At 72.2% G+C, this 18,273-nt stretch carries 24 protein-coding genes; 13 read left to right on the top strand and 11 right to left on the bottom strand.

What is annotated here, in order from left to right; translation table 11 throughout:
* The 4 genes from ACWEVP_RS47025 to ACWEVP_RS47010 are packed head-to-tail and all read right to left on the bottom strand — an operon-like array spanning position 1 to position 2,312.
* On the bottom strand, positions 1-351 hold the full coding sequence (locus ACWEVP_RS47025; protein ID WP_452069113.1) for a hypothetical protein: 351 nt from the start codon (positions 349-351) through the stop codon (positions 1-3).
* On the bottom strand, positions 348-611 hold the full coding sequence (locus tag ACWEVP_RS47020; RefSeq protein ID WP_452069112.1) for a YbaB/EbfC family DNA-binding protein: 264 nt from the start codon (positions 609-611) through the stop codon (positions 348-350). Before ACWEVP_RS47020 ends, ACWEVP_RS47025 begins: the two co-directional genes overlap by 4 nt.
* On the bottom strand, positions 608-1,606 hold the full coding sequence (locus ACWEVP_RS47015; protein WP_452069111.1) for a CHAP domain-containing protein: 999 nt from the start codon (positions 1,604-1,606) through the stop codon (positions 608-610). The genes ACWEVP_RS47020 and ACWEVP_RS47015 overlap by 4 nt, the downstream gene beginning before the upstream one ends.
* 1 nt (position 1,607) lies before the next feature.
* Positions 1,608-2,312: a transglycosylase SLT domain-containing protein gene (locus ACWEVP_RS47010; protein WP_452069110.1), complete on the bottom strand. Its 705-nt coding sequence runs from the start codon at positions 2,310-2,312 to the stop codon at positions 1,608-1,610.
* A 138-nt stretch (positions 2,313-2,450) separates the two neighbouring features.
* On the opposite strand from ACWEVP_RS47010, the gene ACWEVP_RS47005 reads away from it, so the two are divergent.
* From ACWEVP_RS47005 to ACWEVP_RS46975, 7 genes are all read left to right on the top strand, one after another.
* On the top strand, positions 2,451-2,945 hold the full coding sequence (locus tag ACWEVP_RS47005; RefSeq protein WP_452069109.1) for a L,D-transpeptidase: 495 nt from the start codon (positions 2,451-2,453) through the stop codon (positions 2,943-2,945).
* Positions 2,946-2,957: 12 nt separating this feature from the next.
* Complete coding sequence (locus ACWEVP_RS47000; protein ID WP_452069108.1) at positions 2,958-3,722, top strand: putative protein N(5)-glutamine methyltransferase; 765 nt, start codon at positions 2,958-2,960, stop codon at positions 3,720-3,722.
* Between the two features lie 35 nt (positions 3,723-3,757).
* The gene (locus ACWEVP_RS46995; RefSeq protein ID WP_452069107.1) at positions 3,758-4,234 is read left to right on the top strand and encodes an RNA polymerase sigma factor; all 477 of its coding nucleotides are present in this window, start codon (positions 3,758-3,760) and stop codon (positions 4,232-4,234) included.
* A 50-nt stretch (positions 4,235-4,284) separates the two neighbouring features.
* Positions 4,285-4,824, top strand: a complete 540-nt coding sequence (locus tag ACWEVP_RS46990; protein ID WP_452069133.1) for a methylated-DNA--[protein]-cysteine S-methyltransferase — start codon at positions 4,285-4,287, stop codon at positions 4,822-4,824.
* A 489-nt stretch (positions 4,825-5,313) separates the two neighbouring features.
* Positions 5,314-6,027, top strand: coding sequence for a 2OG-Fe(II) oxygenase (locus tag ACWEVP_RS46985; protein ID WP_452069106.1), 714 nt, complete (start codon positions 5,314-5,316; stop codon positions 6,025-6,027).
* Positions 6,024-6,395: a hypothetical protein gene (locus ACWEVP_RS46980; protein WP_452069105.1), complete on the top strand. Its 372-nt coding sequence runs from the start codon at positions 6,024-6,026 to the stop codon at positions 6,393-6,395. The genes ACWEVP_RS46985 and ACWEVP_RS46980 overlap by 4 nt, the downstream gene beginning before the upstream one ends.
* Positions 6,395-6,883 carry a methylated-DNA--[protein]-cysteine S-methyltransferase gene (locus tag ACWEVP_RS46975; protein WP_452069104.1) on the top strand — a complete coding sequence of 163 codons (489 nt, stop codon included), beginning with the start codon at positions 6,395-6,397 and terminating at the stop codon, positions 6,881-6,883. The genes ACWEVP_RS46980 and ACWEVP_RS46975 overlap by 1 nt, the downstream gene beginning before the upstream one ends.
* A 1-nt stretch (position 6,884) precedes the next feature.
* Here the strand turns inward: ACWEVP_RS46975 and ACWEVP_RS46970 are convergent, their stop codons facing one another.
* On the bottom strand, positions 6,885-7,487 hold the full coding sequence (locus ACWEVP_RS46970; RefSeq protein WP_452069103.1) for a LysE/ArgO family amino acid transporter: 603 nt from the start codon (positions 7,485-7,487) through the stop codon (positions 6,885-6,887).
* 69 nt (positions 7,488-7,556) lie between these two features.
* On the opposite strand from ACWEVP_RS46970, the gene ACWEVP_RS46965 reads away from it, so the two are divergent.
* Entirely contained in the window at positions 7,557-8,438 is an 882-nt protein-coding gene (locus ACWEVP_RS46965; RefSeq protein ID WP_452069132.1) for a LysR family transcriptional regulator ArgP, read from the top strand.
* Positions 8,439-8,509: 71 nt separating this feature from the next.
* On the opposite strand, the gene ACWEVP_RS46960 is transcribed toward ACWEVP_RS46965, so the two are convergent.
* Positions 8,510-9,142, bottom strand: a complete 633-nt coding sequence (locus ACWEVP_RS46960; RefSeq protein ID WP_452069102.1) for a TetR/AcrR family transcriptional regulator — start codon at positions 9,140-9,142, stop codon at positions 8,510-8,512.
* 65 nt (positions 9,143-9,207) lie between these two features.
* Between ACWEVP_RS46960 and ACWEVP_RS46955 the strand changes: the two genes are divergently transcribed.
* Positions 9,208-10,725: an FAD-dependent monooxygenase gene (locus ACWEVP_RS46955; protein WP_452069101.1), complete on the top strand. Its 1,518-nt coding sequence runs from the start codon at positions 9,208-9,210 to the stop codon at positions 10,723-10,725.
* Positions 10,726-10,769: 44 nt separating this feature from the next.
* Here the strand turns inward: ACWEVP_RS46955 and ACWEVP_RS46950 are convergent, their stop codons facing one another.
* On the bottom strand, positions 10,770-11,789 hold the full coding sequence (locus ACWEVP_RS46950; RefSeq protein ID WP_452069100.1) for a hypothetical protein: 1,020 nt from the start codon (positions 11,787-11,789) through the stop codon (positions 10,770-10,772).
* 123 nt (positions 11,790-11,912) lie between these two features.
* Between ACWEVP_RS46950 and pip the strand changes: the two genes are divergently transcribed.
* A complete protein-coding gene (gene pip, locus ACWEVP_RS46945; RefSeq protein WP_452069099.1) occupies positions 11,913-12,839 on the top strand; it encodes a prolyl aminopeptidase in 927 nt (308 codons plus the stop codon).
* Here pip and dmpG read toward each other — a convergent pair.
* Positions 12,836-13,861: a 4-hydroxy-2-oxovalerate aldolase gene (gene dmpG, locus ACWEVP_RS46940; RefSeq protein ID WP_452069098.1), complete on the bottom strand. Its 1,026-nt coding sequence runs from the start codon at positions 13,859-13,861 to the stop codon at positions 12,836-12,838. The two genes, pip and dmpG, sit on opposite strands and share 4 nt — an antisense overlap.
* Positions 13,858-14,757: an acetaldehyde dehydrogenase (acetylating) gene (locus ACWEVP_RS46935; protein ID WP_452069131.1), complete on the bottom strand. Its 900-nt coding sequence runs from the start codon at positions 14,755-14,757 to the stop codon at positions 13,858-13,860. Before ACWEVP_RS46935 ends, dmpG begins: the two co-directional genes overlap by 4 nt.
* A gap of 76 nt (positions 14,758-14,833) precedes the next feature.
* Between ACWEVP_RS46935 and ACWEVP_RS46930 the strand changes: the two genes are divergently transcribed.
* Both ACWEVP_RS46930 and ACWEVP_RS46925 read left to right on the top strand, forming a co-directional pair.
* Positions 14,834-15,211, top strand: coding sequence for an OsmC family protein (locus ACWEVP_RS46930; protein ID WP_452069097.1), 378 nt, complete (start codon positions 14,834-14,836; stop codon positions 15,209-15,211).
* Between the two features lie 50 nt (positions 15,212-15,261).
* A complete protein-coding gene (locus ACWEVP_RS46925) occupies positions 15,262-15,480 on the top strand; it encodes a hypothetical protein (RefSeq protein ID WP_452069096.1) in 219 nt (72 codons plus the stop codon).
* A 70-nt stretch (positions 15,481-15,550) separates the two neighbouring features.
* Here ACWEVP_RS46925 and ACWEVP_RS46920 read toward each other — a convergent pair whose 3' ends face one another.
* Both ACWEVP_RS46920 and ACWEVP_RS46915 read right to left on the bottom strand, forming a co-directional pair.
* Positions 15,551-17,047 carry a rhamnogalacturonidase gene (locus tag ACWEVP_RS46920; protein ID WP_452069130.1) on the bottom strand — a complete coding sequence of 499 codons (1,497 nt, stop codon included), beginning with the start codon at positions 17,045-17,047 and terminating at the stop codon, positions 15,551-15,553.
* A 136-nt stretch (positions 17,048-17,183) separates the two neighbouring features.
* On the bottom strand, positions 17,184-17,768 hold the full coding sequence (locus tag ACWEVP_RS46915; RefSeq protein ID WP_452069095.1) for a helix-turn-helix domain-containing protein: 585 nt from the start codon (positions 17,766-17,768) through the stop codon (positions 17,184-17,186).
* Positions 17,769-17,786: 18 nt separating this feature from the next.
* Here ACWEVP_RS46915 and ACWEVP_RS46910 point away from each other — a divergent pair, with 18 nt between their 5' ends.
* Positions 17,787-18,272: an N-acetyltransferase family protein gene (locus ACWEVP_RS46910; RefSeq protein WP_452069094.1), complete on the top strand. Its 486-nt coding sequence runs from the start codon at positions 17,787-17,789 to the stop codon at positions 18,270-18,272.
* Position 18,273 lies beyond the last annotated feature (1 nt).

The raw sequence follows: 18,273 nt of genomic DNA, 5'->3' as shown, positions 1-18,273 counted from the left end.
TCACGTCGCCCAGGTCGCCGGTACCAGGGAGTCGGGCTCCGGCGGCCGGGCCGGTCGCGTGGCCGGCCCGGGTTCGTCCGGGAGCAGGCCGCCCAGCAGCTCGCGGCCCTGCCGCAGGGCGTCCGCGCCCGCCTCCGCCGCCAGCCGCCGGATCAGCCCGGCCAGCTCGCCCGGCGGCCGGTGCAGCGCCCGCCTTTCGAACCGCAGGTCCACCAACGCCCCGTGCAGGTCGACCACCACCGCGACCCCGTCGTCCGCCGCGGCGGCGCGGACGGCCGCCAGCCGGGTCCCGTAGCCGGGTTCCGGTGCCGCGAAAGCGTCGTCCGCCAGCTCCTCCGCCGTCCGGTTCACTGGGCCCGCCAGCTGTCCGGGGTGGTCTCTTCCGCGGCTTCCCCCGCCTCGGGCAGGCCGAGCGCGTCCACCACGTCCCGGTTGTGCCACAGGGAAGCCGTGGCCCGGGCCGACGCGGCCGCCGTCAGCAGCAGGATCCGGCGCGCCAGTTCGTCCGGCTCCAGCCGCAGCGCCGCGGCTTCCAGCGTCAGCTCCTGCAGCGCCCCGCCGGGCGCGACCGCCACGGCGACCGTCCGGTCGGCGGCTCTTCCGGTGATCACGGGTGCACTCCTCCGTAGAACGTCGACGCCGACAGCGTGTGCGTGTTCCGGCGGACCGCGTCCCCGGAGTTGCCCTCGATCATCGTGACGCGGTTGCCTTCGACCTTCTCGACGATGCCGATGTGCGTGCTCGTCGCCGTGTTCTGCGGGCCGGTGCCGAAGATCAGCACGTCGCCCGGTTTCGCTTCGTGCAGCGAGTGCCTGCCGTAGGCGTGCCCGTTGCGCTCGCCCCAGTGGTAGACGTCGCCGCTGAACGGCAGGACCGGGATCTTCACGCCCGCCTTGCGCCACATCGCCGTCGCGAACGACGAGCACCACGCGGCGGTCGGCCCGTACGGGTTGCGGTTGCTGCCCGGCGGGTTCTCCCGCGTGCCCAATTCCTTGCGCGCGGCGTGGACGATCTCCTTGCCTCGCCCCGAAACCGCCTTCGCGGGGGCTGTCTTGTCCGCGACGTCGTCGTGCGTCAGGTCTTTCCGCAGCTCGTTCAGCTTCTTCGCCGCCGCCTTGAGTTCCGCGTCGACGTGCCGGAGCGTCGAAGCCGACTGCCGCGTGTACCGCGGGGCCAGGTCGGCGGCGTGCCCGACGGCCCGCATGAGCGCCGCCTGCGTCCCGGCCGCGACACCCGCGTCGAGGACCTGCTTGGCCCGGGCGGTGTACTCGTCGACCAGCCTCTGCACGGCCGTGTGTCCGCTGTCCACTGTGGACGCCACGTGCGCGACGACCTCTTCCGCCGCCGCGCCGGCCGCGCCGGTAACCCGCAGCTCCTTCGTCAGCTTCGCGCTGGTGTGGCGGAAGCCGTCGGCGCCGTGGCCGTGCCAGTGCTCCAGGACCGTGGTGCTTTCCTTGTGGTAGATGTCGTGCTGGTCGTCCAGCGCGGTGGCGACCTGGTGCAGGGCGTATTCGGCGCGGACGGCGTCTTCGGCCTTCCCGGCGAGCTGGGTGCGGTGCGCGATGAGGTCCTTCGCGAAGGACCGCGCCAATGCGGTGGTGTCCATGTCAGCTCCGGAGGGCCGCGGCGGTCGCCGTTTCGTGGTCGCGGTAGGTCCTGGCGGCCTTCCGCGCGGCGGAGGCGAGACCGTCGGCGTGCGCTCCGACGCCCTTGACCTGCCGTTGCAGGGCGAGGCCGAACCCGGCGAGCGCGTCGGCGAAGCCCGACTCCTCGCCGATCCGGCCGAAGCTCTCGCGCCCGATCTCCCGGACGTCCCGCAGCGGCTCGGCGGCCGCGCCCAGCGCGTCGGCGACGTGCCGTGTCTGCCGCACGTAGGCGTGCAGGACGGCGTCGTCTACGCGCAACGGGCGGCCACCGCCGGCGCCGGAGGCGGCCTGCGGCTTCGTGACGGCGCGGGCGGCCTCGCGCGCGGCCGCGAGGTGGTGTTCGTACGCGCCGTTCGTGTACGTCGACCAGGGCGTGAAGTCGTGGCCGTCGCCCGAGACGCGGTGGGCGACGCGGGCGTTGGTGGCCGGGTCGAACAGCTCGTCGTCGGACTTCAGGTGGTACTGGCGGCGCCGCTGCGGGCCGAGCGCGCCCAGCATGTTGATCTGCCAGAGGCCGTAGGAGTCGTCGGGCGGGGTGGCGTTGTGCGCGGTCGTCCGCCCGCCGGACTCGGCCAGCGCGACCGCGACCGCCGTGGTCAGGCCCTGGCCGCGGAACCCGGCCGCGTAGGCGTGCCGGGCGATCTGCTCGGCGCTCAGCTTCGTCATGGTTCGACCTTGTCCGTCCGGGTACCCGGTCCGATAGGTGCGGTGCACGCAGGGACAACCCGGGTGCACGCGCGGCTCAACCTCCGGGACCACTCACCCGTACTGATCACCGGGAGAACATCGGCGAGGGGAAGACGGATGCGCGGCACCAGGGTGCTGGTCCTGCTGGGGTTGACGCTGGTCACGGCGTCGTGCGCGGCACCGCGCGCGACGACGCCGAGCCCGATCGCGGAGCCGGCGCCGCTGGTCCGGACGACCACCCCGGCGACGTCCACCCCGCCACCCGCGCCACCGTGCGCGGTCACGACCGGCGCGTGCGTGAGCCTGGCGCAGCGCCTGGCCTGGCTGCTGCGGGACGGCCGGGTCGTGCGCGGCCCGGTCCCGGCCGGGTTCGGGCCGCCGGACCAGACGACGCCCGCCGGGTCGTTCCACGTCGTCTGGAAGGACCGCGAGCACACCAGCAGCGAGTACGGCACGAACATGCCGAACTCGGTGTTCTTCGCCGCCGGCGGCATCGCCTTCCACGCCGGGCCGCTGGACGCGCCGTCGCACGGCTGCGTCCACCTCACCGACGCCGATTCCGCCGCCTTCTTCGACGGCCTGAACGTCGGGGACGCGGTGCAGGTCCAGTAGGCTCGCTCCCTGGTGGACACTTCGGTTGTTGTTTCCCGGCTGCGCGCGGCGGGCTGTGTGTTCGCCGAGGACGAGGCGGACCTGCTCGTCGCGGCCGCGTCGAGCCCCGCCGAACTCGAGTCGCTGGTGGATCGCCGGGTCGCCGGGCTGCCGCTGGAGCACCTGCTGGGCTGGGCGGAGTTCCGCGGGCTGCGGATCGCCGTGCGGCCCGGGGTGTTCGTGCCTCGGCGCCGCACCGAGTTCCTGGTCGACGTCGCCGTCTCGCTCGCGCCGCCGGACCCGGTGGTGCTGGACCTGTGCTGCGGCTCGGGGGCGCTGGGCGCGGCGTTCGGCGCCGCGGTGACACCCCGTGAGCTGCACGCCGCCGACGTCGGATCCGCCGCCGTCTCCTGCGCCCGGGTGAACCTCCCCGGCGCGCGGGTCTACGAGGGGGATCTCTACGACGCGCTGCCGTCGTCCCTGCTCGGCCGGGTCGACGTGCTGCTGGCGAACGTGCCCTACGTCCCTTCGGAGGCGGTGGCGACGATGCCGCCGGAGGCGCGGTTGCACGAACCGCGCGTCGCGCTCGACGGCGGTCTCGACGGGCTCGACCTCGCCCGCCGGGTCGCTTCGGGTGCCCCGCGCTGGCTTGCGCCGGGCGGGACCCTGCTGGTGGAAACGAGCTCCGGGCAGGCACCGGTACTGAGCGGGATCTTCGAGGCGGCCGGACTGACACCGCGGGTGCACTCTTCCGACGAACTGGGCGCGACCGTCGTCACGGGTAGCCCGAAGGTGTGACCTCACGTTCCCGCGGCTCCGGACGTCTACAGGGTGTGATCGTGAAACCGTTCGAGCAGATCGTGGCCGAGCACGGGCCGATGGTCCTGCGCGTCTGCCGGGCCGTCCTCGGCCAAGCGGACGCCGAAGACGCCTGGTCGGAGACCTTCCTGGCGGCCCTCAAGGCGTACCCCGAGCTGCCCGCCGACGCGAACGTCCAGGCGTGGCTCGTCACGATCGCGCACCGCAAGGCCATCGACGTCACCCGCGCGCAGGCACGCCGCCCCCTGCCGGTGGGTGAGATCCCGGACCGCCCAGGCCGCGCCGACGCGTGGAACGGCGACCTGTGGGACGCGCTCGCGAAGCTGCCGGACAAGCAGCGCACCGCCGTCGCCTACCACTACCTGGCCGGGCTGCCCTACCGCGAGATCGCGGAGATCACCGGAGGCACGGTGGACGCCGCCCGCCGTGCGGCCGCCGACGGCGTCAAGGCCTTGCGGGCCGTTTATCCCCTGGAAGGAGCGCACTCGTGATCGACGCAATCTGGTCGTTCCCGGCGGAGGCCCAGGTCCTGCCGCACCACATGCACGAACGGCTCACCACCGAAGCGGAACGCGAGGGACTGCTGGACGTCGCCTACCGCACGATCGACAGCCCGGTCGGGTCCCTGCTGCTGGCCGCGACGGAGGCGGGCCTGGTCAAGGTGGCGTTCGACCGCCAGGACCACGACGCGGTCCTGGCCGCCCTGGCGGAGGCGATCAGCCCCCGCATCCTCCTCGCCCCGGCCCGCCTGGACGCGGCAACCCGCCAGCTGGACGAGTACTTCACGGGCGGCCGCCGAAGCTTCGACCTCCCGCTGGACTTCCGCTTGGCCCGGGGGTTCCGCTTGTCGGTACTGGAGCACCTCCCGGAGATCGGCTACGGCCACACGGAGAGCTACGCCGAGGTGGCAGCGGCGGCGGGAAGCCCGAAGGCGGTCCGCGCAGTCGGCACGGCATGCGCGCTCAACCCGCTGCCGGTGGTGGTGCCGTGCCACCGGGTGGTGAGGTCGGACGGGTCGTACGGGCAGTACGCGGGCGGCGAGGAGGCGAAGCGGACCCTGCTCACGATGGAAGCGGTGTGAGTTTCCGGAGGGGGTGAAGGGCCTCCCCTGCCGGGGGCAGGCCGGGAGAGCGCGAGGTACCGAGCGGCGGGGGGCGAGGCAGACCGGGAGGAGCCGAGGGCCAGGTGATCGAGGCGGGTGGGCCTTGGTCCTGACTGCCCTTCCCTCTCACGCCTTCCCTCCCGCGCCTCCCCTCCCGCGCCTCCCCTCCCGCGCCTCCCCTCCCGCGCCTCCCCTCCCGCGCCTCGTTCCCCCTCTTCACTTCGCCCCTTTTCCGCCTCCGCCTCCGCCCCTCCCCGCACCTTCCCACCCGTTCTCTCTCCCCCGCCGGCCCCGTGCTCTCTCCCCTGCCGGCCCCGTTCTCTCCCCCGCCGGCCCGCCTCACCCCCCGGCCGCCTCCTCGCCGTGCCTGCCGCCCGCCGAGGCCGAGCCACCGCCTGCGAACAAACTCCCAGCGAAATTTCCGCCCGCCCGATCTCACGTTTCGCCCCGCCCGGCCGTCTACCGAATATGAGCACCTACGAGAACCGCGTCGCCGCCGCTGATTGGGAGGCCGTGGCCGCCGAAGTCGATGACTATGGCTGTGCCCTGCTTCCTCCTCTGCTCACTCCGGCCGAGTGCGCCGAACTCGTCGCGCTCTGGGATCAGCCGCGCCACTTCCGCGCCACCGTCAACCTGCGGCGCCACCGCTTCGGCGACCACGGTGACTACCACTACTTCGCCGACCCATTCCCGGAACCTGTCCGCCGGCTACGGCAAGCCCTCTACCCACGCCTGCTGCCCATCGCGCAGGACTGGTACGCCCGGCTCGGCCGCGACCCCGAATGGCCGTCTACTTTGGACGAATGGCTGCGGGTCTGCCACGACGCCGGTCAACGAAGGCCCACCCCGATCCTCCTCCGCTACGAAACCGGCGGCTGGAACGCCCTCCACCGCGACCTGTACGGCGACAAGGTGTTTCCCCTGCAAGTCGTGATCAACCTCAACGAACCGGGCGTCGACCACACCGGCGGCGAGTTCCTGCTCGTCGAGCAGCGACCACGAGCCCAGTCCCGCGGCACCGCGACACTCATCCCGCAAGGCCACGGCCTGGTCTTCACCACCCGCGACCGCCCGGTCCGCTCCGCCCGCGGCTGGTCCGCGTCGCCGGTGCGCCACGGCGTCTCGGCCGTGCGGTCGGGCCGGCGGCACACCCTGGGCCTGGTCTTCCACGACGCGGCATGACCGACGCGGAACTCGAGGCACTCGTGCGGCTGATCGGCCCGGCCCGGCACGTCGTGATCGGCACAACGACAGACCCTGCCTCACGTGCCGACGGCGAACGGATCGCCGAAGCCTGGGGCGGCCTGGTCCTGGCGACGGTGACCTGGCCGGAAACGGCGGCGTCCTGGCTGCGCCAGGCCCGCCGGTTCGCGGCACCGGACCTCTGGGTGGTCAGCGCCACCCCGGCCGGCTGGGCCGGCATGACCCGGCGGCTGCTGCTGTCGACGTCGTGGCGTCCCGATCGGACGGTCGTCACCGCGAAAACGGCCGACATCCGGCTGCCCGGCCTGCGCGGCGCGCGGGCGGACGGCACTTCCTGGGAGGACTGATGAAACACGCCATCATCGACTCGCCGATCGGCGAGCTCACCCTGGTCGGCGACAGCGACATCGTCACCGGGCTCTACTTCCCGCACCACTGGACCCGGCCGGACCGGACCTCGTTCGGCCCCCGCGACGACTCGGCGTTCCCGGCCGCGGCAGCGCAGCTGAAAGAGTACTTCGCCGGCCGGCGCACGGAGTTCGACGCGCCCACGCGAGCCGACGGCCCCGCCTTCGACCGCGCGGTCTGGGCCGAGATCACCAAAATCCCTTACGGCGCCACGGCGACATACGGCGACCTCGCGCGAGCCGTCGGCGCTCTGCCGCACGAAGTCGGAGCGGCGGTCGGACGGAACCCGCTGAGCATCCTCGTGGCCTGCCACCGGGTCGTCGGGAAGAACGGGAAGCTCACCGGATACGCGGGTGGCGTGCGGCGCAAGGAGTTCCTGCTGGAACTGGAACGACCGCCGGCCGCCGAGCGCGGGCAGCTCTGGTGAATCACACGTGGCCCAGCAGCATCGTCGCGCCGAGGCCGGCCATCGTGACGGCGATCAGGACGTCCAAGACGCGCCAGGCGGCGGGCCGGGCGAACAGACCGGCGAGGCGACGCGCGCCGAAGCCGAGGGCGCTGAACCAGACGGCGCTGGCGATGCCGGCACCGAGGCCGAACACCCAGCGCCCGTCGCCGTGGGCGACCGCGACCGAACCGAGGAGCAGCACCGTGTCGAGATAGACGTGCGGGTTCAGCCAGGTGAACGCCACACACGCGAGGACGGCCTTGCGCAACGGCGTCCGCTCCTCGCCCACAGCCATGACCGACGGCCGGAACGCCCGCCGCGCGGCGAGGGCGCCGTAACCGAGCAGAAAGAGCCCGCCCCCGACGGCGATCACCCCGATCGCCGTCGGCCACCGCTCCAGCACGGCGCCGATGCCACTCACCCCGAGCCCGATCAGCACGAGGTCCGACACGGCGCAGATGACGACCAGCGGAGCGACGGCGCCGCCGCGCAGGCCCTGCTGCAGCAGGAACGCGTTCTGCGAGCCGATGGCGACGATGAGGGAGAGACCGGTTCCGAAGCCGGCGAGAAGGAGCGGGAGCACGCCGCCACGGTACGACCGTCCGGCCGGATCACTCCAGCTAAAGATTCTTACGTAACATTAGCGCTCGTGATGTCAGATCTCCCGCTCGACCAGGTGCGGACGCTGCTCGCCGTCGTGGACGAGCACAGTTTCGACGCCGCCGCGGCGGTGCTGCACGTGACGCCGTCGGCGGTCAGCCAGCGGGTGAAGGCCCTCGAGCAGCGCACGGGCCGGGTGCTCCTGCTCCGCACGAAGCCGGTCACGCTCACCGAGTCCGGGAAGGTCTTGATCCGCTTCGCGCGCTCACTCGCCCAGCTGGAGCAGGACGCACTGGCCGAGCTGGGCGTCGGCTCGTCGCTCCGGACGCTGTCGATCGCGGTCAACGCGGACTCCCTCGCCACGTGGTTCCTCCCCAGCCTGGCCCACGTCCCGGAGTCCCTGGGCATCTGCTTCGACCTGCACCGCGAGGACCAGGACCACACGGCGGCGCTCCTGCGCGAAGGCCTGGTGATGGCCGCGGTGACGGCGGCACCACAGCCGGTCCAGGGCTGCACGTCGGTCCGCTTGGGCCGCATGCGCTACCGGGCCATGGCCGCCCCGAAGTTCATCGAACGGTGGCTGTCGTCCGGCCCGCTCCCGGCGGCCCTCCCGAAAGCGCCGGTGGTCTTGTTCGACCGCAAGGACGACGTGCAGGACCGCTTCCTGCGCACGTTGACCCGCGGCCGCACGTTCACCCCGGTCCGCCACTACATCCCGGCATCGGAGTCGTTCGCCGACGCAGTGGCGGCCGGCCTGGGCTGGGGCATGGTCCCGGAAATCCAAGCGGCGGCCCACGGACCCGCACTGGTGGACCTCGCCCCGGACCGCCCGCTGGACGTACCGCTGCACTGGCAGCAGTGGAAACTGGACTCCCCCGCCCTCGCGGCAGTGGCCACCGCAGTTGCCGAGGGAGCCAAGACCGCCCTCCGCTGAGGGGTTGACGACCCCGTCGAACCACGTCTCCCGGCAACGACGCGGGCGCGAAAGCGAACGCGAGGCAGAGGTCAGCCCGCCGCCTCCGGGAAGTCGCCCACACCTCGCTCCACCAGGTCGAAGGCCTGATCGATCACCGCGACCTGCTCCCGCCGGACCACCTCCGCGTCCTCGCCCGCCACGATCCGCCCCATCGCGTGGGAAAACACCGTCGTGATCGCCGTCGTCAGCAGCCCCGCGACCATGCGGGACCGGAACTGCTCCCCCGTCTCCGCGACCAGCACCTCCGCGAACGCCGCCGCGATCTCCCGCTCCTGCTCGTACCACCGGGCCATCAGCGCCGGGCTCGACGTCAGCACCCACCAGAACCCGGGGCCGCCGGTGATCGCCCCCGACAGCGGGTGTCCCGAGGCCAGCAGCGCGTGCTGGTGCGCGCGCAGCGCCGCCACCGGCGACACCCCCGCCTCGCGGGAACGGACCACCGAAGTCAGCTCCGCCAGCCGGTCCGCGTGGCGGTCGAGGAACAGGTCCTCCTTGCGCGGGAAGTAGTTGAACACCGTCATCTTCGAGACGCCCGCCGCCTCGGCGATCTCGGCCACCGTCACCTCTTCGAAGCCGCGCTGGATGAACAGGCCCGTCGCCACGTTCGAGATCAGCTCGCGCGTGGCCCGCTTCTTGCGCTCGCGCAGTCCGTGATCCGCCATGAGCCGAGAGTATAGACCGGGCACAAAGTTTGACTCGGTAAAAGTTTCGCGGCATCATCGGAGCCATGAACAGGGATGTGGTGATCTCCGGGGGCGGTCCGGTCGGGTTGATGCTGGCCTGCGAACTCCGGCTGAAGAACGTGGACGTGCTGGTCGTCGAGCGGCTGAACGAGCCGGACCTGACGATCAAGGCCGGGTCGGTCAACCTGACGACCGCCGAGGCCTTCTACCGCCGTGGCCTGCTGCCCGCGGTGGAAGAAGTCGTGCAGCAGAACGCCAAGCAGATCGAGGCGTTCATGAAGTCACGCGGCGGCGGTGGCCCGAAGGCGGCGATCCCGGTCGGGCACTTCGCCGGGATCATGGTCGCCTCGAACGGCGTCGACTTCGCCGATCCCGCCTTCCGGGACGTCGGCCCGGCGTCGCGGGTGGTCGTGATCCAGCAGCAGGCCGTCGAGGCGATCCTCGGCGCCCGCGCGCTCGAGCTGGGGGCCGAGATCCGGCGGGGCGTCGAGGTGACCGGGTTCGACGCCGGGGACGACGGCGTGACCGTGCGGCTCGACGACGGCACCGAGATCGGCGCCGGCTGGCTCGTCGGGGCCGACGGCGGGCGCAGCTTCGTCCGCAAGCACGCCGGGTTCGAGTTCCCCGGGACCGATCCCGCCATCACCGGGCGCCAGGCGCTCGCCGAGCTCACCGGCGCCGAGACGCTGCCCCCGGGCTGGCAGCACGGCAACGGCGGGCTCTACGTCCACGGGCCGATGCCCGGCCGGATGCTCACCGTCGAGTTCGACGGGCCACCCGAGGACCGGCACACCCCGATCACCGCCGAAGAGCTGGAAGAGAGCTTCCGGCGGGTGTCCGGCGCCGACATCCGGGTGACCAAGGTCCACAGCGCGACGCGCTTCACCGACAACGCGCGGCAGGCGACCACCTACCGCAAGGGCCGCGTGCTGCTGGCCGGCGACGCCGCCCACGTCCACTCCCCCTTCGGCGGGCAAGGACTCAACCTTGGCATCGGCGACGCCGTCAACCTCGGCTGGAAGCTCGCCGCGACCATCCACGGCACGGCGCCGGACGGCCTGCTCGACACCTACACGACCGAACGGCACCCGATCGGCGAGTGGGTCCTCGAGTGGACCCGGGCGCAGGTGGCGCTGATGCGCAGCGACGTCCGGACCAAGGCGCTGCGCCAGGTCGTCACCGACCTGCTCCTCACCGACGACGGCGCGACCTACCTGGCCAAGAAGCTCTCCGGGGTCCTGCACCGGTACCCGATCGACGGCGAGCACGACCTCACCGGCCGCGGCGCGCCCGACTTCGCCTTCGCCGACGGCACCCGGGCCGGCGAGCACCTCCAGGACGGCAAGGCGCTCCTGCTCGACCTCGCCGAGAGCGCCGAGCTGCGCGCAACGGCGAGCGGCTGGGCCGGCCACGTCACCACGCTGACCGCGAAGTGCGTCAGTGACCCGGCGCTGACGGCCGTGCTGATCCGCCCGGACGGCTACATCGCCTGGGCCCGCGAAGACGGCGCGACGACCGGTCTGGCGGACTCCCTGCGCCGCTGGTTCGGGGAACCCGCCTGACACCGGAAAGGGCGCGCCGGGAAACCGGCGCGCCCTTTCCGCCTTCAGTAAGCGACCGCGAAGGCGTGGCTCATCGCGTCGTAGTGCTTCACCGTCGAACCGGTCGCGTCGGGCAGGCCGCCCGACGCCATCTGCACCGCGCCGGTCGAGCCGCTGACCCAGTCGGTCTTGACGTAGAAGTTGAACTTCGGCACGCAGCCGTTGCCCGTCGCCGCCGTGAAGTGCGTGTTCAGCGGGACCACGTAGTGGTGGACGTCGCGGCGGACCAGCACCGTCACGCTCGAGGAGGCGTCGGACTTGCACAGCGTGCCGTCGGCCTTCCACTGCTTGACGAACAGCGTCACCCGGGCGGTCATGCTGTTCAGCGGGCAGCCGCCGGTCGGCTCGGGGTAGCACGCCATCAGTTCCATGTCGCCGAACACGCTCAGCCCGGTCACCGGCGCCATCTCGAAGATCTCCGAGGCCGGCTCGCGCACGGTCGGGGCCGCGGAGCTGAGGCCGATGACGCGGCCGGGAGGCGTGTCGCCGTCGTCGGCCTGCGGCGGCGTGCCGGCGGTCGTGTTCGCGACGCTGGTGTCCGCGAACTTCAGCTGGCCGCTGACCAGGCTCACGGTCGAGTTGCCGAGCCCGAGGTTCGCGCTGCGCAGGTACGTCGTGCACGTGACGGTGCCCGCCGCGCCCGGGTGCACGAGGAACCGGGTCGTGACGTTGATGTCCCGCAACGACGCCGGGGTGCCGGTGGCGCTCGCGATGATGACGTTCTGCCCGAGCACCTCGTTCTTGCTCCAGCCGCTCGTGCTCGAACAGCGGACCTCGTTGTCGATCAGCGTCGTGTTCGACGCATTGTTCACGCGCAACGTCGAGTAGACGTACGCGGTCTGGGTGGCCGTCATCGCCAGCTGCACCGAGCCGAGCGGAGCGACGTACTGGTTGTCGTGGGGCTGGGTCACCGTGCGCGGGGTGAACGTCACCGACGTCGCCGCCTGGGCGGCCGGGGCGGCGCCGAGCAGCCCCGCGGCCGTGGCCGCGCACGCCACGGCCGCGGCGAAGATCCTGCGTTTCATCGAAATCCCCTCGAAAAAGTGGGCGGGGACCGGAAAGATCACCGGCCGGAACCGAGTCTGCTGCCCACTGCGGGTCGCCGGGAACGGGCGGTTCCGGCCGTTGACCGCAGGAGGACACCCGCCATGGCCGAGCTGTTCCCGCCGATCGAGCCCCACGACCAGGGGCTCCTCGACGTCGGCGACGGCCACCACGTCTACTGGGAGACCTGCGGGAACCCGGAGGGCAAGCCCGCGGTCGTGCTGCACGGCGGTCCGGGCCAGGGCAGCACGCCGGGCATGCGGCGGATGTTCGACCCGGCGCGCTACCGGGTGGTGCTGCTCGACCAGCGCGGCTGCGGCCGGAGCACCCCGCACGCCCTCGATTCGGTGCACGGCAACACGACCGGCCACCTCGTCGCCGACCTGGAGCGGCTGCGCGAGCACCTCGGCATCGAGCGGTGGCTGGTGACCGGCGGCTCGTGGGGCACGACGCTCGCGCTGGTGTACGCCGAACGCTTCCCGGAGCGGGTCACCGAGCTCGTCGTCAGCGCGATCAGCACCACGCGCCGCGGCGAAATCGACTGGCTGTACCGCGGCCTGCGGCGGTTCTTCCCCGAGGAATGGGCGCGCTTCACCTTGGGCGCCGACGACGACGTCGCGGCGTACGCGCGGCTGCTGGCCGACCCCGACCCGGCGGTCCACCGGCGCGCGGCGGCCGCGTGGTGCCGGTGGGAAGAGGTGGTGCTGTCCCTCGAGCCCGGCGCGCCGCCGGTGAGCGACGCGCCGGTGAACGAGGCCGCGCTGGCGTTCGCCCGGCTCACGACGCACTACTACGCGAACGCGGGCTGGCTCGAAGAAGGCGCGGTGATCCGCGACGCGGGGCGCCTGGCCGGTATCCCGGGCGTGCTGATCCACGGCCGGCTCGACCTGAGCTGCCCGGTGACGACGGCGGTCGAGCTCGCCGCGGCCTGGCCGGGCGCGGAGCTGCTGGTCGACGACCACTCCGGGCACCGGGCCAGCGACGTCAAGCGCGCGTGGAAGCTCGAGGCGCTGGCCCGGTTCGCGGCTTAGCCTTCGGCGGCCAGCGTCACCGCCACGTCGATGATCATGTCCTCCTGACCGCCGACGAGCGCGAGTTCGCCGCAGCGGCGCAGGATCGCCTGCGCCGGGACGCCGTACCGCTCCGCCGCGCGCTCCGCGTGCAGCAGGAAGCTCGAGTACACGCCCGCCCAGCCCTGGACGATCGCGTTGCGGTCCATCTTCGGCCAGCGGTGCAGGTACGGCCGGACGACCTCCTCGGCCGCGTCGAGCAGCCCGCCGACGTCGAGACCCGTGTCGATGTCCAGGCGGTCGAACACCGCCGCGAGCACCTCGGTCGGCGAGTTGCCGGCGCCCGCGCCGAGCGCGCAGAGCGACCCGTCGATGTAGCGGACCCCGGCCTCGTAAGCCAGGACGGAGTTCGCGACACCGAGCGAGAGGTTCTGGTGTCCGTGGTAGCCCACCCACGCGGTGTCGCCGACCTCGGCGACCAGCGCCTCGAACCGCGCGCGGGCTTCGTGCATCAGCAGCGCGCCCGCCGAGTCCGTCACGTACGCCGCCTGGCAGCCCGCGTCGACCATGATCCGCGCCTGCTTCGCGAGGTCCTCCGGCGGCGTCCGGTGCGCCATCATCAGGAACCCGGCGGTCTCCATGCCGAGCTCGCGCGCCAGCCCGAAGTGCTGCGGCGAGACGTCGGCCTCCGTGCAGTGCGTCGCCACCCGGACCATCTCCGCGCCCGCGTCGAACGCGCGCTGGAGGTCTTCCGCCGTCCCGATTCCCGGCACGAGCAGAACCGCGATCTTCGCCTGCTTCGCCTCTTCGCGGGCCGCCGAGATCAGTTTCAGCTCGTCGACGGCGGAGAAGCCGTAGGTGAACGACGAGCCGCCGAGGCCGTCGCCGTGGGTCACCTCGATCACCTCGACCCCGGCGCGGTCCAGCGCGCGCACGGTGTCGCGCACCTGCTGTTCGGTGAAGCGGTGGGCCATCGCGTGACTGCCGTCGCGCAGGGTCGTGTCGACGATCCGGACGTCGTGCTCCAATGCTGGGCGGGTCACGCCGGCACCTCCTGCTTCGCGCGCGCCATGAGTTCCCCGACGCGGGCGGCGGCGGCGGTCATGATGTCGAGGTTCCCGGCGTACTCCGGCAGGTAGTCGCCGTTGCCGCGGACCTCGAGGAAGATCCCGACCCGCGCGTGGCCGTCCCACTCCTCGCGCGCGTCGTCGAACTGCGGGTCCGCGCGGAGGGTGTAGCCGGGCACGTACTTCCGGACTTCTTCGGCCATTTCGTGGATGGACGCGGTGATCGCGTCACGGTCGGCGTCGAGCCCGATCGCGCAGAACACGGTGTCCCGCATGATCATCGGCGGCTCGACCGGGTTGAGGATGATGATCGCCTTGCCCCGCCCGGCACCGCCGACTTCGGCGACCGCGCCGGACGTCGTGCGCGTGAACTCGTCGATGTTCGCCCGGGTGCCGGGCCCCGCGCCGCGCGAAGCGACCGACGCGACGATCTCCGCGTACGGCACCGGCGTCACCCGGGAAACCGCGTGCACCATGGGAATCGTGGCCTGGCCGCCGCAGGTGATCATCGAGATGTTCGGCGCGTCGAGGTGCGCGCCGAGGTTCACCGGCGGGCACACCATCGGACCGAGGTGCGCCGGGGTCAGGTCGACCGCCTGGATGCCGGCTTCTTCGTAGCGCGGGGCGTTGGCGGCGTGCGCCTTCGCCGACGTCGCCTCGAACACCAGCTCCGGCAGGGGATCCTGGCGCAGCAGCCAGTCGACGCCCTCGGCGGACGCCTCGATCCCCTGCGCGCGGGCGCGCTCGAGCCCGTCGGACTCGACCACGCCGACCATGTAGCCGACTTCGATCACTTCACTGCGTCGCAGCTTCGCCAGCAAATCGGTGCCGATGTTGCCGGGGCCGACGATCGCCGCCTTCACGGGAGCCATGCCGTCGACCGTCGCACCGGGCCGGGCGGGCAGGACAGCCTTGCGTTCCGACCAGCGGAACGTCGAGACTGTCGGCATGGCATTCGAGGTCGTGGTGGGCGCGGGCACCCTGCGCAGCGAGACGGGCGTGCGTTTCCCCCACCGCTGGACGTCCGGCGGCGTGGACACCGAGTTCACCGGCGGCCACCTGCTCACCCTCGCGGCGGCCGGCTGCGTCCTCAACGACGTCTACCGCGAAGCGGAACCCCTCGGCATCCCACTGGCCGGAGTCCGCGTGACGGCGTCGGGCGGCTTCGACCCGGCGACGTGGACGTCGACCGGCATCACGTACGCGGTCGAGCTGGACTCGACCGCACCGCCCGCGGACCTCGCGCGGCTGCTGGAGATCGTCGACGAGTTGGCGGAGATCCCGCGGGCGCTGCGGGCCGGAGCACCGGTGCGCCGCTCGGTTTGATCGCCACCCGATCGGGGCAGCTTCGGAAGGAACCCGAACGAGGAGGCGCGATGGCCGGGCAGAACCGTTGGCACGTGATCCCGAAGACGGCCCAGCTGTGCTGGCTCAGCCTGGCGGCGGGCGTGCTGCTGCTGGTGTCGAGCATCGTCACGTTGACGACCGCGGCGGCGAGGGTGCCGGTCCTGGAGGTGATCGTCGGGGTGGCGGCGGTGGCGTTGATCGTGTTGGCGGGCGTGGGCTTGGCCCGTCCCGATCTGCGCGGCCGCTGAGGTCAGCACGGCGGCGAGTTGCCATAACCGGCCGGGTCCCGCGGCGGCGCCGGGACCCGGCCGGACAGCTCTACAGCTCCTGGTGGTCCGCGTGCGCCACCCTGGCGTCGGTGACCGGGCGCCCGTCGCTCACCCGGAAGTCGTCCACCGCGTCCAGGACGAACGTCGGGGCTCCGTCCACTTTGTCCGCCCGGCAGTGGTGCACGTCCAGGTCGGCCACGTCCCGCGCCACGAACGCCGGGCGCGTGTCCGGTGCCGCGAACCGGACGTCCACGTTGTCCAGGCTGATTCCGCGCGCGTGCCGGATGAAGAACCCGTACGCCGGCAGCGTGCCGAACATCGACGGCTCCGGATACGCCGTCTCCAGCTCCGGTGGGTTCTGGACCGCGTCGCCCGGGGTCAGGCCGCCCGCCAGGTGGTGGCGGATATTGCTCAGCTTGACGTCCTCGATCGGGTGGCCCGGGATGCCCGCGAGGCACGATGGGTACCGCGGGTCCGCCGCCACCGTCGTCACGTCGCTGATGCTCACCCGGCGCAGGAAACCGACCGGGATGCCCGCCGGCCCGCGCATCCGCGCGCCCAGCCTCAGGAACAGCGGCATCTGGACGTTGCGCATCGTCAGGTTGCTGACCGTCACGTCCTCCAGCCACCCGCCGTCCACCGTCTCCAGCGCCAGGCCGCGGCAGTGCTCGAAGACCACGTTGGAGATCGCGATGTTGCGGAACCCGCCGTTGGCCTCCGTGCCGAACTTGACGCGCCCGGTCCGCCCGTACGACGACGACGTCCTGAACGTGCCGTCCACCAGTGTCCCGAGGTCGTAGCCGCTGACGAAGCAGTTGTCGATCGTCACGTTCTCCGTGTCCCGCACCCGGTTCAGCGCGTACGAGCTCTTCAGCACGATCGCGTCGTCGTTCGGCGAGTTCACCGTCGTGCCGGAAATGCGGACGTTCTTGCAGCAGTCGATGTTGATGCCGTCGCGGTTGGTGTCGATCACGAGGCCGTCGATGCGGAAGTTGTCGACGCCGGTCGGCAGGATGCCGAAGTGCCCGCCGTTGACGATCGTGATGTCGCGGATCGCGACGTTGCGGCACAGCTTGAGCGCGATCGCCTTGTTGCCGTTGAGCGGCGCGGACTCCGCGCTGCCGCCGGCGACGAGGCCCTTCCCGTCGATCTTGCCCGGCCCCTCGATGGTGACGTTCTCCAGGTTCTCGCCCCAGATCAGGCTGTTGTGCCAGTGGCTGTGCCCGAAGTCCTGGTACGGGTTGCCCGCGCCCGGCTCGGCCGGGTCGTACCCCTTGCCGCCGGCCGGCGTGGCCGCCAGGATCGTCGCGTTCGCCGCCAGGTACAGCGCCATGTTGCTCTTGAGGTGGATCGAATAGCTCGCGTACGTGCCGGCCGGGAAGTACACGGTCCCGCCGCGGGTCGCGGCCGCGTCGATCGCCCGGTTGATCGCGGCGGTGTCGAGGGTGCGCCCGTCGCCTTTGGCACCGCATTTCGTGACGTCGAAGACGCGGCCGTCGGCGGCGAGCTCCTGCGCCCCGGCGGGCGGAGATCCGATGAATGGCAGCGCGGCCCCTGCCGCCGCTCCCCAGGCCACGGCGCGACGACGGCTCAACGGTCGGCTCACGAATGCTCCCTTTCCTAGCCACGACGGAAACACCACGCGGTGTTCCGACGGCGGATCGGGAATGCGTCAAATCAGGCTAGGAGGAAGTGATCGGATGAGTCAAGCGTGAGCGCATCACCAGCGCCGCCACGTGGTACGAGCACGGCTCCTCGCCGCGGTTGGCGTAGGAATGCGTCTCGTCCGCCGGGAAGTAGAGCGAATCCCCCGCCGCCAGGACGTACTCGGCCGAGCCGACGCCCAGCCACAACGTCCCCGCTTCGACCGCGACGAACTCGTGCGAACCCGCCGCGTACGCCGGGAAACTCCCCGCGTCGCACCCCGGCGGCAGGGTGGTGCGGATCCATTCGAAGTTCACCCCGGGCACCACCGGCGTCAGGACCGTGCGGTGCCAGCCACCCGGCTCCGCGACGTGGTCCTGCTCCGCCGCGCGGCGGACGATCACCCGGTCCGACTCCAGGTCGGCCAGCAGCCGCGACAACGACAGGCCCAGGCCGTCGGCGACGCGGGACAGCACCACCACCGTCGGGGTCTTCTCGCCGCGTTCGATGGCCGACAGCATACTCACGCTCACCGCCGCCCGAGCGGCCAGCGCGCTCAGCGCCAGGCCGCGATCGGTCCGCAGGTCGTGCAGGCGGCGGCCGAGGGCACCCGGATCGATCATTCCCCTATAATAACCGCCATGTCCACTATAGAGGAAGCCGTCGAGGCCGACGCCGAGGGCGTCGCGGCGGTCTTCGCGCCCTACGTCACCGGCTCGGTCTTCACCTTCGAGACCACGCCGCCGACGCCGGACCAGTGGCGCGCGAAGATCCGCGACAGCGACCTGCCGTTCCTCGTCCTGCGCGGGGCGAAGGTCGACGGCTTCGCCTACGCCGCGCCGTGGCGCCCGAAGCCCGCCTACCGGCACACGGTGGAGACCACGATCTACCTCGCGCCCGAAGCCGCCGGGCGCGGACTCGGCCGCCGGCTGCTCGACGACCTGCTCGAGCGGTGCGCGAAAGCCGGTGCCCGGCAGGCGATCGCGGTGGTCGTCGACTCCGGCAACCCCGCGTCGCGGAACCTGCACCGCGCCGCCGGCTTCGGCGACGCGGGCGTGCTGCGGCGCGTCGGGTTCAAGCAGGGCCGCTGGCTCGACACCCTGCTGATGCAGCGCGAACTCGGCTGAC

It is taken from the genome of Amycolatopsis sp. NPDC003865 (genome assembly GCF_053605345.1).
This window is presented reverse-complemented; position numbering and strand designations above follow the sequence as displayed.

Excerpts from the sequence above, each read along its gene's own strand:
- ACWEVP_RS46965 (WP_452069132.1), top strand. The coding sequence starts at position 7,557 with ATGTCAGATCTCCCGCTCGACCAGGTGCGGACGCTGCTCGCCGTCGTG.
- ACWEVP_RS46960 (WP_452069102.1), bottom strand. The coding sequence starts at position 9,142 with ATGGCGGATCACGGACTGCGCGAGCGCAAGAAGCGGGCCACGCGCGAG.
- pip (WP_452069099.1), top strand. The coding sequence starts at position 11,913 with ATGGCCGAGCTGTTCCCGCCGATCGAGCCCCACGACCAGGGGCTCCTC.
- ACWEVP_RS46975 (WP_452069104.1), top strand. The coding sequence starts at position 6,395 with ATGAAACACGCCATCATCGACTCGCCGATCGGCGAGCTCACCCTGGTC.
- ACWEVP_RS46925 (WP_452069096.1), top strand. The coding sequence starts at position 15,262 with ATGGCCGGGCAGAACCGTTGGCACGTGATCCCGAAGACGGCCCAGCTG.
- ACWEVP_RS46915 (WP_452069095.1), bottom strand. The coding sequence starts at position 17,768 with ATGATCGATCCGGGTGCCCTCGGCCGCCGCCTGCACGACCTGCGGACC.
- ACWEVP_RS47015 (WP_452069111.1), bottom strand. The coding sequence starts at position 1,606 with ATGGACACCACCGCATTGGCGCGGTCCTTCGCGAAGGACCTCATCGCG.
- ACWEVP_RS46910 (WP_452069094.1), top strand. The coding sequence starts at position 17,787 with ATGTCCACTATAGAGGAAGCCGTCGAGGCCGACGCCGAGGGCGTCGCG.
- ACWEVP_RS46950 (WP_452069100.1), bottom strand. The coding sequence starts at position 11,789 with ATGAAACGCAGGATCTTCGCCGCGGCCGTGGCGTGCGCGGCCACGGCC.
- ACWEVP_RS46930 (WP_452069097.1), top strand. The coding sequence starts at position 14,834 with ATGGCATTCGAGGTCGTGGTGGGCGCGGGCACCCTGCGCAGCGAGACG.
- ACWEVP_RS47010 (WP_452069110.1), bottom strand. The coding sequence starts at position 2,312 with ATGACGAAGCTGAGCGCCGAGCAGATCGCCCGGCACGCCTACGCGGCC.
- ACWEVP_RS46955 (WP_452069101.1), top strand. The coding sequence starts at position 9,208 with ATGAACAGGGATGTGGTGATCTCCGGGGGCGGTCCGGTCGGGTTGATG.
- ACWEVP_RS46980 (WP_452069105.1), top strand. The coding sequence starts at position 6,024 with ATGACCGACGCGGAACTCGAGGCACTCGTGCGGCTGATCGGCCCGGCC.
- ACWEVP_RS46990 (WP_452069133.1), top strand. The coding sequence starts at position 4,285 with ATGCACGAACGGCTCACCACCGAAGCGGAACGCGAGGGACTGCTGGAC.
- ACWEVP_RS46935 (WP_452069131.1), bottom strand. The coding sequence starts at position 14,757 with ATGGCTCCCGTGAAGGCGGCGATCGTCGGCCCCGGCAACATCGGCACC.
- ACWEVP_RS47005 (WP_452069109.1), top strand. The coding sequence starts at position 2,451 with ATGCGCGGCACCAGGGTGCTGGTCCTGCTGGGGTTGACGCTGGTCACG.
- ACWEVP_RS46985 (WP_452069106.1), top strand. The coding sequence starts at position 5,314 with ATGAGCACCTACGAGAACCGCGTCGCCGCCGCTGATTGGGAGGCCGTG.